Here is a 13,270-nt window from a genome sequence, read left to right on the forward strand (position 1 = left end):
GCGGCAGCACCAGCGCATCCGGCGCTCTCCGACGCTCGCGTGCCGCCGTGGCGGAAGCGCAGGAAGGGTACGGACCCGGCCCGAGGATCAAGGCCGGCAGGAAGAGGGCAAGGTCACAGCCCTGCCCACTGCTGCTCCTTTGTCCGACTGCCCTAACATCCGAGCATGACGGTCCTGCCCGACGACGGGCTTTCGCTCGCCTCCGAGTTCCCTGACGCCACGCACGAGCAGTGGCAGCACCTAGTCGCGGGCGTACTGCGCAAATCGGGCAGGGAAGTTCCGGACACGGCAGCCGAGGAGGCTCTGTCCACCGCGCTGGAGGACGGGCTCGGTATCCGGCCCCTGTACTCCGCGCACGACCCCGCGCCCGATCCCGGCCTTCCCGGTTTCGCCCCCTTCGTCCGCGGTGGCCGTGCCGAGGGGAGCACCGTCGGCGGCTGGGACGTACGCCAGCAGCACACGGCCGTCGACGGCGACGCGGTGCTCGCGGACCTGGAGAACGGCGTCACCTCGCTCTGGCTGGTCACCGGTGCGGGCGGCATCCCGGTGTCCTCGCTCGGCCCCGTCCTCGACGGCGTCTACCTCGACCTGGCCCCCGTGGTCCTCGACGCGGGCCGTGATGTCGAGTCCGCCGCACGGGAGTTGCTGCGGCTGTACGAGGAGCGGGGTGTCGCCAAGGAGGCGGCGCGCGGCAACCTGGGGGCGGACCCGCTGGGCCACCAGGCCCGTACGGGGGAAGAGCCGTTCGACTTCGCGCCGGTCGCCGGCCTAGCGCGGTTGTGTGCCGAGGAGTACCCGGGGCTGCGGGCGCTGACTGTGGACGCGTTGCCGTACCACGAGGCCGGTGGCTCCGCCGCTCAGGAGTTGGGCTGCTCGCTGGCGACCGGCGTCGCCTATCTGCGGCAGCTGGACGAGGCGGGGCTGTCGGTCGAACACGCCTGCGCTCAGCTGGAGTTCCGGTACGCGGCCACCGCCGACCAGTTCCTGACGATCGCCAAACTGCGGGCGGCCCGCAGGCTGTGGGCGCGCGTGACCGAAGTCTGCGGTGCCCCGGTCGGGCAGCTCCAGCATGCCGTGACCTCGCCCGTGATGATGGCGCGGCGGGATCCGTGGGTGAACATGCTGCGTACGACGGTCGCCACGCTGGCCGCAGGGGTCGGCGGCGCCGACGCCGTCACCGTGCTGCCCTTCGACCACGCCATCGGTCTGCCGGACGCGTTCGCCCGGCGGATCGCCCGCAACACCTCGACGATCCTGGTCGAGGAGTCGCACCTGGCGCGGGTGATCGACCCGGCGGGCGGCTCCTGGTACGTGGAGCGGCTCACCGACGAACTCGCCCACGCGGGCTGGGAGTTCTTCCAGTGGATCGAGCGGGCGGGCGGCCAGGCGGAGGCCCTTCGTTCGGGCCGGCTCGGTCAGGAACTGGCGAAGACGTGGGAGGCGCGGAGTGCGAAGCTCGCCAAGCGGCGTGAGCCCGTGACCGGCGTCAGCGAGTTCCCGAACCTCGCCGAGCGCCCCGTGGAGCGCGTTCCAGCGCCCGTTCCTCCCGCCGGCGGGCTCCCCCGGGTGCGGCGCGACGAGGCGTACGAGACGCTGCGCGCCCGATCGGACGCCCACCTGGCGGCGACCGGGTCCCGGCCGCGGATCTTCCTGGCCGCCATGGGGCCCGCCGCCGCCCACACCGCTCGCCTCACCTTTGCGTCGAACCTGTTCCAGGCCGGTGGCATCGAGCCGGTCACGGAGGGCACGTTCGAGGACAGCGGTGCCACCGAGGTCTGCCTGTGCTCGAGCGACGCGCTGTACGAGGAACAGGCCGCGGAAACCGCCGGGGCCCTCAGGGCGGCGGGCGCCGGGCATGTGTTCCTCGCCGGCCGGCCCGGGCAGTACCCCGGTGTCGACGGCTATGTCTTCGCGGGCTGTGACACCGTCACCGTGCTCTCCACCGCACTTGACCGTATGGGAGTGTCCTGATGGGAATCCCCGACTTCTCCGGGATCGAGCTGGGGACGCCCACCGCCGACGGCAGCGCCGAGGACTGGCGCAAGGCGATCGACGGGGGCGAGACCTTCTGGGAGACCCCGGAGGGCATCGCGGTCAAACCGCTCTACACCGGCCGTGACCTGGAGGGTCTGGACTTCCTGGGCACCTACCCGGGCATCGCCCCGTATCTGCGCGGCCCGTACCCGACGATGTACGTCAACCAGCCCTGGACCATCCGCCAGTACGCGGGCTTCTCCACCGCCGAGGAGTCCAACGCCTTCTACCGGCGCAACCTCGCGGCCGGTCAGAAGGGCCTGTCCGTCGCCTTCGACCTGCCCACCCACCGGGGTTACGACAGCGACCACCCGCGGGTGACCGGTGACGTCGGCATGGCGGGCGTGGCGATCGACTCGATCTACGACATGCGGCAGCTCTTCGACGGCATCCCGCTGGACAAGATGACCGTGTCGATGACGATGAACGGTGCGGTACTGCCCGTACTCGCGCTCTACATCGTCGCTGCCGAGGAACAGGGCGTACCGCCCGAGAAGTTGGCCGGGACCATCCAGAACGACATCCTCAAAGAGTTCATGGTCCGCAACACGTACATCTATCCGCCGAAGCCGTCGATGCGGATCATCTCCGACATCTTCGCCTTCACCTCGCAGCGGATGCCGCGCTACAACTCCATCTCCATCTCGGGCTACCACATCCAAGAGGCGGGCGCGACGGCCGACTTGGAGCTGGCGTACACGCTCGCCGACGGGGTGGAGTACATCCGGGCAGGGCGGGCGGCGGGGATGGACGTGGACGCGTTCGCGCCCCGGCTGTCCTTCTTCTGGGCGATCGGCATGAACTTCTTCATGGAGATCGCCAAGATGCGGGCGGCGCGCCTGCTCTGGGCCAAGCTGGTCAGGCAGTTCGACCCGCAGAACGCCAAGTCCCTTTCCCTGCGCACCCATTCACAGACCTCGGGCTGGTCGCTGACCGCGCAGGACGTGTTCAACAACGTGACCCGTACGTGCGTGGAGGCGATGGCGGCGACCCAGGGCCACACCCAGTCGCTGCACACCAACGCCCTCGACGAGGCGCTCGCCCTGCCCACCGACTTCTCGGCACGCATCGCCCGCAACACGCAGCTGCTGATCCAGCAGGAGTCGGGCACGACCCGGTCGATCGACCCGTGGGGCGGCAGCGCGTACGTCGAGAAGCTGACGTACGACCTCGCGCGCCGGGCCTGGCAGCACATCGAGGAGGTCGAGGCGGCGGGCGGCATGGCCAAGGCCATCGACGCGGGCATCCCCAAGTTGCGCATCGAGGAAGCCGCGGCCCGCACCCAGGCCCGGATCGACTCCGGGCGCCAGCCGGTCATCGGCGTGAACAAGTACCGCGTCGAGACCGACGAGCAGATCGACGTCCTCACGGTCGACAACTCCTCCGTACGCACGCAGCAGATCGAGAAGCTGCGACGGCTGCGCGCGGAGCGCGACGAGCGGGCGTGCCAGGACTCGCTGGACGCCCTGACCCGCGCCGCCGGGGGCACCGGCAACCTGTTGGAGCTGGCCGTGAACGCGGCCCGTGCCAAGGCCACCGTCGGCGAGATCTCCGACGCCCTGGAGAAGGTGTACGGACGGCACTCGAGCCAGATCCGTACGATCTCCGGTGTGTACCGCAACGAAGCCGGCGATTCCCCGAACGTCGAGCGCACCCGGACCCTCGTGGGCTCCTTCGAGGAGGCCGAGGGCCGCCGCCCCCGCATCCTGGTCGCCAAGATGGGCCAGGACGGCCACGACCGTGGCCAGAAAGTGATCGCCACCGCCTTCGCGGACCTCGGCTTCGACGTAGACGTCGGCCCGCTGTTCCAGACCCCGGGCGAGGTGGCCCGCCAGGCCGTCGAGGCGGACGTGCACATCGTCGGGGTGTCCTCGCTGGCCGCCGGACACCTCACCCTCGTACCGGCGTTGCGGGAGCAGCTCGCCGAGGAGGGCCGCGAGGACATCATGGTCGTGGTCGGCGGGGTGATCCCGCCGCAGGACGTGCCCACGCTCCTGGAGATGGGCGCGGCTGCCGTCTTCCCGCCCGGGACGGTGATCCCGGACGCGGCGTACGACCTGGTGCAGCGCCTGGCCACCGACCTCGGGCACACCCCGTGATCGATGTCGACACCTATGTGAAGGGCGTACTCGACGGGAAGCGGGCGCTGGTGGCCCGCGCCATCACGCTCGTCGAATCGACGAAGCCCCAACACCGGGTCATGGCACAGGAGTTGCTGACCGAGCTGCTGCCGCACAGCGGGAAAGCGCGACGGATCGGCATCAGCGGTGTGCCGGGCGTGGGCAAGTCGACGTTCATCGACGCGTTCGGCACGCTGCTCACCTCGCTCGGGTTCCGGGTCGCGGTGCTCGCGGTCGATCCGTCGTCGAGCCGGACGGGCGGGTCGATCCTCGGCGACAAGACGCGCATGGAGCGGCTGGCCGTCGACCCGGCGGCGTTCGTACGGCCCTCCCCCACCGCCGGCACGCTCGGCGGGGTGGCGAAGGCGACCCGGGAGTCGATCGTGGTGATGGAGGCGGCGGGCTACGACGTCGTACTCGTGGAGACGGTCGGTGTCGGCCAGTCCGAGACCGCCGTCGCCAACATGGTCGACTCCTTCCTCCTCCTGACCCTCGCCCGCACCGGCGACCAGTTGCAGGGCATCAAGAAGGGCGTCCTGGAACTCGCGGACGTCATCGCCGTCAACAAGGCGGACGGCCCGCACGAGCGCGACGCCCGGGGCGCGGCAAGGGAGTTGGCGGGCGCGCTGCGGCTGATGCACCCCGTCGACGCCGCCTGGACCCCACCGGTGCTGAGCTGCAGCGCCCGCGAGGGAACGGGCCTGGACACGGTCTGGGAACGCCTGGAACAACACCGGTCGCTGTTGGACTCCACCGGCCGCCTAGCCACCAAGCGCCGCAACCAACAGGTGGACTGGACCTGGACGATGGTCCGCGACGAACTCCTCGGCCGCCTGCACTCAGATCCGGCCGTACGTGCGCTGGCTCCCGACCTCGAACGCCAGGTACGCGAGGGCGAGTTGACAGCAACCCTGGCGGCAGAGGAAATCCTGCGAGCATTCGAATCCCGGCCAACCGACTTGCCCTAAGGGGCGCGGGGAACTGCGCGACCAGCCCCCACCGGGCCGCAGACGAAAATCGACGCATCCAACCCCCACCCCGTAGGCTGGCCGGCGCAGCTGGTTCGCCCCGTCAGCCAGACGGACGCGTCGCAAGAGGGAACCCGGTGAAATTCCGGGACTGCCCCGCAGCGGTAAGTGGGAACAACCGCCGTCATACGCACTGGGTCCGGAACAGGGCCTGGGAAGCGACGGCCAGTAGGTGTCCTCCGTGCAATGGAGGACGTGCCCACGAGTCCGAAGACCTGCCAACTGCCCGCACGCGAAGCATTCGTGCGCGGAATCCCGGTGACCTCGTGGGCGGGTCGGCGTACATACCGGCGGGCACAAACCCCGGTCTGGCGTTCCTTCGCGCTCTCGTCCCGTCCCGGGATCTCAGGGAGACATCTCGCGAAGGAGAGTTCCGTGACAGCGAAGTCCGCAACCGCGGCAGCACAGGCAACCGTGTACGGCTATCCCCGTCAGGGTCAGGGCCGGGAACTGAAGAAGGCCGTCGAGGGGTACTGGAAGGGCCGCGTCGACGCCGACGCCCTCCGGGCCACCGCCGCCGAACTGCGCCGTACCAACTGGCGGCAGCTGGCCGAGGCCGGTGTCCACGAAGTGCCGACCGGCGACTTCTCGTACTACGACCATGTCCTGGACACCAGCGTCATGGTCGGCGCGATCCCCGAGCGCCACCGCGGCGCCGTCGAACTCGATGCGCTGGACGGGTACTTCGCGATGGCGCGCGGTACGCAGGACGTGGCGCCGCTGGAGATGACGAAGTGGTTCGACACCAACTACCACTACCTCGTGCCGGAGTTGGGCCCGGACACCGTCTTCACCACCGACTCCACCAAGCAGGTCACCGAGTTCGGGGAGGCTCTCGCACTCGGCCTCACCGCCCGCCCGGTCCTCGTCGGCCCCATCACCTACCTCCTGCTCGCCAAGCCCGCGCCCGGCGTGGCCCCGGACTTCGACCCGCTGACCCTGCTCGACCGGCTGCTGCCCGTGTACGCCGAGGTCCTCGGGGACCTGCGTGCCGCGGGCGCCGAGTGGGTGCAGCTCGACGAACCGGCCCTAGTCCAGGACCGCACGCCCGCCGAGCTGAACGCGGCCGACCGTGCCTACCGTGACCTGGGAGGGCTCGACGACCGCCCGAAGCTGCTCGTCGCCTCGTACTTCGGCCGGCTCGGAGCCGCGCTGCCGGTGCTGGCCAAGGCTCCTGTCGACGGTCTCGCCCTGGATTTCACCGAGGCCGCCGCCGCCAATCTGGACGCCCTGGCCGCAGTGGGCGGACTGCCCGGCAAGCGGCTGGTCGCGGGCGTGGTCAACGGCCGCAACATCTGGGTGAACGACCTGTCGGCGTCCCTCGCCACGCTCGGCACTCTGCTCGGCCTCGCCGACCGGGTCGACGTGGCCGCCTCCTGCTCACTGCTCCACGTCCCGCTCGACGCCGCCGCCGAACGTGACATCGAGCCGCAGATCCTGCGCTGGCTCGCCTTCGCCCGCCAGAAGACCGCCGAGATCGTCACCCTCGCCAAGGGCCTCACCCGTGGGACCGGAGCCATCGGCGCGGAACTGGCCGCCAACCGGGCCGACCTGGCCTCCCGCGCCGGCTCGGCGCTCACGCGCGACCCCGCGGTACGGGCCCGTACCTCCGCCGTCACGGACGCCGACGCCCGCCGCTCCCAGCCGTACTCCGAGCGGGCCGCCGCCCAGCGCGCCCACCTCGGTCTGCCGCTGCTGCCGACCACCACCATCGGCTCCTTCCCGCAGACCGCCGAACTGCGCGTCGCGCGGGCCGACTTGCGCGCGGGGCGGATCGACGGCGCCGGGTACGAGGAGCGCATCAGGGCCGAGATCGGCGAGGTGATCTCCTTCCAGGAGAAGACCGGTCTCGACGTCCTGGTGCACGGTGAGCCCGAACGCAACGACATGGTCCAGTACTTCGCCGAACAGCTCACCGGCTACCTCGCCACCCAGCACGGCTGGGTCCAGTCGTACGGCACCCGCTACGTCCGCCCACCGATCCTGGCCGGCGACATCTCCCGCCCCGAGCCGATGACCGTGCGCTGGACGACGTACGCCCAGTCCCTCACCGACCGCCCGGTCAAGGGCATGCTCACCGGCCCTGTCACCATGCTCGCCTGGTCCTTCGTCCGCGACGACCAGCCGCTCGGCGACACCGCCCGCCAGGTCGCCCTCGCCCTGCGCGACGAGGTCAACGAGCTGGAAGCGGCGGGTACTTCGGTCATCCAGGTCGACGAACCCGCCCTGCGCGAGACGCTGCCGCTGCGTGCCGTGGACCGTCCCGCCTATCTGGCCTGGGCCACCGAGGCGTTCCGGCTCACCGCCGGCGGCGTACGCCCGGAGACCCAGATCCACACCCACATGTGCTACGCCGAGTTCGGCGACATCGTCCAGGCCATCGACGATCTCGACGCCGACGTCATCAGCCTGGAGGCCGCCCGCTCCCACATGCAGGTCGCCCGCGAACTGGCCGAGCACGGCTATCCGCGCGAGGCGGGGCCCGGCGTGTACGACATCCACTCCCCCCGCGTGCCGAGCACCGACGAGGCGGCGGCCCTGCTGCGCAAGGGACTTGAGGCCATCCCCGCCGAACGGCTGTGGGTCAACCCCGACTGCGGCCTGAAGACCCGCGGCTGGCCCGAGACCCGCGCGTCCCTGGAGAACCTGGTCGCGGCGGCCCGAACGATCCGCACGGAACTCGCCGGATCCTGATCCGACCGGACGGCCGAGAGGGCAAGCCCGACTCCCTCTCGGCCGTTCCCGGTCGTACGTCCTCCGCGCTGACGCACGACTGCGGTCGAACCCGAGCCACCGGAGGCCGGAAGCCCCCGGCTCAATGCGATACGGGAGTTGCCTGCGCGGGGCCGGCCTCTGCCGCTCGCGGAGTCAGCAGCCGATGCGCCAACTCTCCGAAGATCAGGCCGAATCCGGTCCACAGAGTGAGCTGGATGGCGAGGGCCGAGGTGCGGAACCGCCACAACAGGGTGGCCGGGAAATCCTGCGGGACCTCGTTGACGGCCGGCAGGAACGCAAACGCGAGACCGGTCGCCAGGACGAAGAAGGCGACCGCCGCGACGGTGGCGTACCACGTGCCCCACCTGGGTGCGAGCCGCTTGCCGACGATCACGGCGGCGACCGCGAGGAGCACGCTGAGCACCATCATCAGGAAGTACAGGGTCGTGCGCTTCCCAATGGTGTCGGGGTCGCCGACGGACGGCGGGTTGGCCGGGTACTTCAGGAACGGCACGACGTACACAGCGAGCAGGGCCGTACCGGAGAGCAGCAGGGCCGTGGCGCGCGGAGTGAAGCGGCCGACGCGGCCGAGGGCGAAGCAGTAGGCGAGGGCGGCGATGCCGCCGAAGGCGACGCCGTAGATCAGGACGCCGGTGGCGAGGCCGCCGGTGGACTGGAGGCTGCGGCTGACGATCTCGACCTCGTGCTCGTGCCCCGAGGCGTGGGCTTCTTCGAAGCCGATGGCGTCGTCGACGCTGGGCTCGCCCAGGAGGTAGGCCACGAGAAGGGCGAGCACGCCGGCGCCCAGGCCGGCGAGCATGCCCCGCACGAGGAGGTTTCTGACGGTTGCGGAGTTCATGGGTGCGCGGTGTCCCTCGTCAGTGGCAGGGGAAACCGAGCAGGTGGCGGCCGTCGTGGACCCACTCGTGGACGGCCTCGCCGGAGACGACGGAGGTGGCGCCCTGCTCGGCGCCGACGAAGTACAGCAGCACAAGCATCAGGACGCCGAAGAAGACCGCCCAGGGGGCGATCGCGCCGATCGGCAGCTTGGCGGGAAGGGCGGGAGTGGCTGTCGGCGGTGCGACGGTCTGCGCCATGGCAGGACCTCCTCGGGAGTTCGCGTCCCATATCGGTGGTGCGAAGGACGACAGGTGCGGGTCTGACTTGCGAGACGCTCCGCCGGTACAGGCGGTCCGTTTCGTTCACAGTGGCGCGACCGTGCCGGATTTCCACCGGCTTCCGCCAAACCGTCGTCGATATCCCCCAGACCGTACCGCGTGTCGGGTTCATGGCCAAGACCGCGCCTCTGCAGTGATCTTCGTCTCCCGGGGCAGCGGCACCGACCGGCTCCACCCGGCCTCCCGGCCGAACTCGGCCGTCCGCAAGGCAGGTTGCGCATCGCGCCGGGAAGCTCGACATTTCGCGCCCGAATGTTAGGGGCGCACAGGTGGAAGGAATGAGCCCTGTACGCGCCCCCGCGTACCTGGGAGAAAATGCGCCATGTCAGCGGTCAGTTGTGGCTGAGATCTCGTACCCCCACCGCCAACTCGTCCAGGAAAGCAGGTCGGCTGCCGTGCTGTTGCGTCTGCCCACGTCCGTGTCCGAAGCCCAGGAGTGCATGGCCGAGGGAGCGGTCCCGATAGGAGGGGCGACGCTGGTGTGGGCCACCTGGCAACAGGACGGCTTCCCCGAGCAGGCGATGTCGCTGCGGGAGCTTCCGGAGGCCAACGTGATCGGGCGTGAGGCGCTGGGCTCGGCCGTGGTGATGAACCGGATCGACGGCCGCGTGCCGGAGGTGCTGTATCGGGCGGCCTCCACCGTGGGGACCGGAGCCGTACGCCGGACGGCCACGGTCGGCGGCAACCTCGTCGGCAGCACGCTGCGCTGTCTGCTGCCCGCGGCACTCGTCCTGGACGCCCGTGCAGTGGTCCTGGAAGCGGACAGCGTCTACGAGACCGACCTGGCCGAAGTCCTGGCCAAGAGCCACCTGTTGCTCAGTCTCCGCTGGCGCGAGCCGATCGCCAGCAGCTATCACAAGCCGGCCGGTGAAGCGGGTGGGCCGCCGCCTCTCGTCGTCGCCGCGGCTCTGCACGCCGCCGACGACGGAGGGACCCGTCTTCGTGTCGCCGTCCGCGACGGATACGAGGTGCTCACCGAGAGCACCGAGGGTGACGCCGACCCGGAGGAGATACTCGACGCCCTGCGCCGTACGGTCATCGGCGCGCTTCACCCCACGGCTTGGGAAGCGGTCCGCCAACAGGTCACCGACCTGGTGCCCCGCCCCGCCGACAGTTGAGGTCCCCCGCTGTCAACGCGGGCTCCTGACATCGGTCGTTGACATCGACGGCGACCGCCGGCCCGGATGATTGCCAGCTCAGAGAGCCTGTTGCGGAACCGTTGCCGTTCCATCGGATGTCCCCCACAGCGACCGCATAGTCTGTGATGCCGTTCGGGTGACAGCGGACGACCGAAGCCGGTCGGCGCTCGAGGTCTCCGCAGCGCACAGTTCTCATACCTCCAGGGGGAGTTACACCATGCGATCCATACGCCCGCCCTTCGCCGCTCGTCGAGGGAGGGGCGCGCGCCGCGGATCCTCCCCTGTGCTGGCCGCCGTCTGTCTCACCGCGGCACTGGCGCTGACCGCCACCGCCTGCGGCTCGAGCGACGACACGGCCGCAGGCGCGGCCACTTCGTCCGCGGCCCAGAACGGCGACGGCAAGATCACGATTCCTGACGACCTCAAGGACCGGCTCAAAGAGCACGGGATCGATGTCGACAAGTGGAAAGACGGCGCCTGGAAGAACTGGGACAAGGACGACTGGCTGCGCGAGGCCGAGGACTACATCAACCCGATCATCGAGGGCCTGTGGAACCCGGACCGGATGCGGGAGGCCGAGGATCCGGACAAGGACAAGGGCGTCGACGAGAACGACCTCTCCGGCGACCAGGGCGTCACCGACCCGACCCCGGCGCCCGTGACCGCGAAGGCCGTGCCGACCGCGTACCACGACAACGCCCCCGAGGCGGGGAAGGTGCTCTTCGACTCCCCCGAGGGCACGATGGTCTGCTCGGCGACGGTGGTCGAGGACCCGGCCAACCCCGGCAAGTCGAACCTGGTGTGGACCGCGGGCCACTGCGTGCACTCCGGCAAGACGGGCGGCTGGTACCGCAACATCGCCTTCGTTCCCTCGTACAACAACGACGGTGCCACAGCAGCCGAGTTGGCGACCGCCACGAAGGAAGAGCTCGCGCCGTACGGCGTCTGGTGGAGCGACTGGGCACAGACCTCTGACCAGTGGATCGAGCAGGGCGGTGCCACGGGCGGCCAGGGAGCCCCGTACGACTTCGCCGTGCTGCACGTGACGCCGGAGGAGGGTGGCGACGGCAAGTCCCTCGAGGAGACGATCGGTTCGGCGCTTCCGGTCAACTTCAGCGCTCCGGCCGTGCCGAAGGTCGCGAGCATCACGGCGACGGGCTATCCGGCGGCGGCGCCGTTCGACGGCGAGACCATGCACCAGTGCACGGACAAGCCGGGGCGGTTGTCGATCGTGCAGTCCGATCCGACGATGTACCGCATCGGATGCACCATGACGGGCGGTTCGTCCGGCGGCGGCTGGGTGGCCACGGGGGCCGACGGCAAGCCCGCGCTGGTGTCCAACACGTCGATCGGCCCGGTCAGTTCGGGCTGGCTGGCGGGTCCGCACCTCGGCACGGTGGCCAAGGGTGTCTACGACGAGGTGAGCGAGAAGTTCGCCGGACAGTGACACAACGGACGTAGAGCGTCCGGACGTACGACGAAGGCCCGCCCCCCTCTCACGGGGGCGGGCCTTCGTGTGTCCGTCTCTACGAAAGCGCCGGAACGTACGGCGCGAGATCCGCCGCCAGTTCCTCGTGCACCCGCACCTTGAGCAGCGTGCCCTCCGGGGTGTGCTCCTCGGAGATCACCTCGCCCTCGTTGTGCGCGCGGGCGACCAGCTTGCCGTGGGTGTACGGCACGAGCGCCTCGATCTCGACCGAGGGGCGCGGCAGCTCGTTGTCGATGAGCGCGAGCAGCTCGTCCATGTTGAGCCCCGTACGGGCCGAGACCGCGATGGAGCGCTTCTCGATCCGCATCAGCCGCTGGAGCACCAGCGGGTCGGCCGCATCGGCCTTGTTGATCACCACGATCTCGGGCACCTTGGTGGCGCCCACGTCACGGATGACCTCGCGCACGGCGGCCAGCTGCTCCTCCGGCGCCGGGTGTGAACCGTCCACCACGTGCAGGATCAGGTCGGCGTCGCCGACCTCCTCCATGGTGGAGCGGAACGCCTCGACCAGGTGGTGCGGCAGGTGCCGTACGAAGCCGACCGTGTCGACCAGCGTGTACAGCCGCCCGCTCGGGGTCTCGGCCCGGCGCACGGTCGGGTCGAGGGTCGCGAACAGCGCGTTCTCGACGAGCACGCCCGCGCCCGTGAGGCGGTTGAGCAGCGAGGACTTGCCGGCGTTGGTGTAACCGGCGATGGCCACCGAGGGCACCTTGTTGCGACGGCGCTCCTGGCGCTTGATGTCGCGGCCCGTCTTCATGTCCGCGATCTCCCGGCGCATCTTCGCCATCTTCTCGCGGATACGGCGCCGGTCCGTCTCGATCTTGGTCTCACCGGGACCTCGGGTGGCGAGGCCGCCGCCCGAGCCGCCGCCCATCTGGCGGGACAGCGACTGACCCCAGCCTCGCAGCCTCGGCAGCATGTACTGCATCTGCGCGAGCGCGACCTGCGCCTTGCCCTCTCGGGACTTGGCGTGCTGGGCGAAGATGTCGAGGATCAGGGCCGTACGGTCGATGACCTTGACCTTGACGACGTCTTCGAGGTGGATCAGCTGGCCGGGGCTCAGCTCACCGTCGCAGATCACGGTGTCGGCGCCGGTCTCCAGGACGATGTCCCGCAGCTCATTGGCCTTGCCGGATCCGATGTACGTGGCCGCGTCGGGCTTGTCGCGGCGCTGGGTCACGCCGTCGAGCACGAGCGCACCCGCGGTCTCCGCGAGGGCGGCCAGCTCGGCGAGCGAGTTGTCAGCGTCCTGCACGGTTCCCGAGGTCCAGACGCCGACGAGGACGACCCGCTCCAGGCGGAGCTGTCGGTACTCGACCTCGGTGACGTCCTCGAGTTCGGTGGAGAGGCCCGCGACGCGGCGCAGGGCCGCGCGCTCGGAACGTTCGAGCTGGTCGCCGTCCCGCTCTCCGTCGATCTCGTGGCTCCAGGCGACGTCCTCTTCCATCAGGGCATCGGCCCGAAGACCTTCGGGGTGGTTCTGCGCGAGGCTCTGCGCGTCCTGGGAAGGGGAAGAAGAGGAGGTCATTGGATCCTTACGTCTATGGGGACACCGATTCGACGACGG

At 70.1% G+C, this 13,270-nt stretch carries 9 protein-coding genes and 2 riboswitches; of the genes, 6 read left to right on the top strand and 3 right to left on the bottom strand.

Annotated elements, in window-relative coordinates; genetic code table 11:
* Positions 1–165 precede the first annotated feature (165 nt).
* The 4 genes from OG246_RS40720 to metE all read left to right on the top strand — a co-directional run bounded on the left by OG246_RS40720 (position 166) and on the right by metE (position 7,876).
* Complete coding sequence (locus OG246_RS40720) at positions 166–1,971, top strand: methylmalonyl-CoA mutase family protein (RefSeq protein WP_266474338.1); 1,806 nt, start codon at positions 166–168, stop codon at positions 1,969–1,971.
* Complete coding sequence (scpA, locus tag OG246_RS40725; protein ID WP_266474339.1) at positions 1,971–4,133, top strand: methylmalonyl-CoA mutase; 2,163 nt, start codon at positions 1,971–1,973, stop codon at positions 4,131–4,133. Before OG246_RS40720 ends, scpA begins: the two co-directional genes overlap by 1 nt.
* Positions 4,130–5,122, top strand: coding sequence for a methylmalonyl Co-A mutase-associated GTPase MeaB (gene meaB, locus OG246_RS40730; protein WP_266474341.1), 993 nt, complete (start codon positions 4,130–4,132; stop codon positions 5,120–5,122). The genes scpA and meaB overlap by 4 nt, the downstream gene beginning before the upstream one ends.
* 91 nt (positions 5,123–5,213) lie before the next feature.
* Positions 5,214–5,403, top strand: a riboswitch (cobalamin riboswitch).
* Between the two features lie 154 nt (positions 5,404–5,557).
* On the top strand, positions 5,558–7,876 hold the full coding sequence (gene metE / locus OG246_RS40735; RefSeq protein ID WP_266474342.1) for a 5-methyltetrahydropteroyltriglutamate--homocysteine S-methyltransferase: 2,319 nt from the start codon (positions 5,558–5,560) through the stop codon (positions 7,874–7,876).
* A gap of 121 nt (positions 7,877–7,997) precedes the next feature.
* On the opposite strand, the gene OG246_RS40740 is transcribed toward metE, so the two are convergent.
* Complete coding sequence (locus tag OG246_RS40740; protein ID WP_266474343.1) at positions 7,998–8,756, bottom strand: CbtA family protein; 759 nt, start codon at positions 8,754–8,756, stop codon at positions 7,998–8,000.
* Positions 8,757–8,775: 19 nt separating this feature from the next.
* Positions 8,776–8,994: a CbtB-domain containing protein gene (locus OG246_RS40745; RefSeq protein WP_266474345.1), complete on the bottom strand. Its 219-nt coding sequence runs from the start codon at positions 8,992–8,994 to the stop codon at positions 8,776–8,778.
* Positions 8,995–9,054: 60 nt separating this feature from the next.
* Positions 9,055–9,138: riboswitch (cobalamin riboswitch) on the bottom strand.
* Positions 9,139–9,470: 332 nt separating this feature from the next.
* On the opposite strand from OG246_RS40745, the gene OG246_RS40750 reads away from it, so the two are divergent.
* Together OG246_RS40750 and OG246_RS40755 are read left to right on the top strand one after the other, a co-directional pair.
* Positions 9,471–10,193, top strand: a complete 723-nt coding sequence (locus tag OG246_RS40750) for an FAD binding domain-containing protein (RefSeq protein ID WP_266475053.1) — start codon at positions 9,471–9,473, stop codon at positions 10,191–10,193.
* A 238-nt stretch (positions 10,194–10,431) separates the two neighbouring features.
* Positions 10,432–11,661 (top strand): serine protease, encoded by a 1,230-nt coding sequence (locus OG246_RS40755; RefSeq protein WP_266474346.1) that lies wholly within the window; start codon positions 10,432–10,434, stop codon positions 11,659–11,661.
* A gap of 79 nt (positions 11,662–11,740) precedes the next feature.
* Here OG246_RS40755 and hflX read toward each other — a convergent pair whose 3' ends face one another.
* Entirely contained in the window at positions 11,741–13,231 is a 1,491-nt protein-coding gene (hflX, locus tag OG246_RS40760; protein ID WP_266474347.1) for a GTPase HflX, read from the bottom strand.
* Positions 13,232–13,270 lie beyond the last annotated feature (39 nt).

This window comes from Streptomyces sp. NBC_00620, from assembly GCF_026341825.1.
Taxonomy (GTDB): domain Bacteria; phylum Actinomycetota; class Actinomycetes; order Streptomycetales; family Streptomycetaceae; genus Streptomyces.

Excerpts from the sequence above, each read along its gene's own strand:
- OG246_RS40740 (WP_266474343.1), bottom strand. The coding sequence starts at position 8,756 with ATGAACTCCGCAACCGTCAGAAACCTCCTCGTGCGGGGCATGCTCGCC.
- OG246_RS40755 (WP_266474346.1), top strand. The coding sequence starts at position 10,432 with ATGCGATCCATACGCCCGCCCTTCGCCGCTCGTCGAGGGAGGGGCGCG.
- OG246_RS40720 (WP_266474338.1), top strand. The coding sequence starts at position 166 with ATGACGGTCCTGCCCGACGACGGGCTTTCGCTCGCCTCCGAGTTCCCT.
- scpA (WP_266474339.1), top strand. The coding sequence starts at position 1,971 with ATGGGAATCCCCGACTTCTCCGGGATCGAGCTGGGGACGCCCACCGCC.
- hflX (WP_266474347.1), bottom strand. The coding sequence starts at position 13,231 with ATGACCTCCTCTTCTTCCCCTTCCCAGGACGCGCAGAGCCTCGCGCAG.
- OG246_RS40745 (WP_266474345.1), bottom strand. The coding sequence starts at position 8,994 with ATGGCGCAGACCGTCGCACCGCCGACAGCCACTCCCGCCCTTCCCGCC.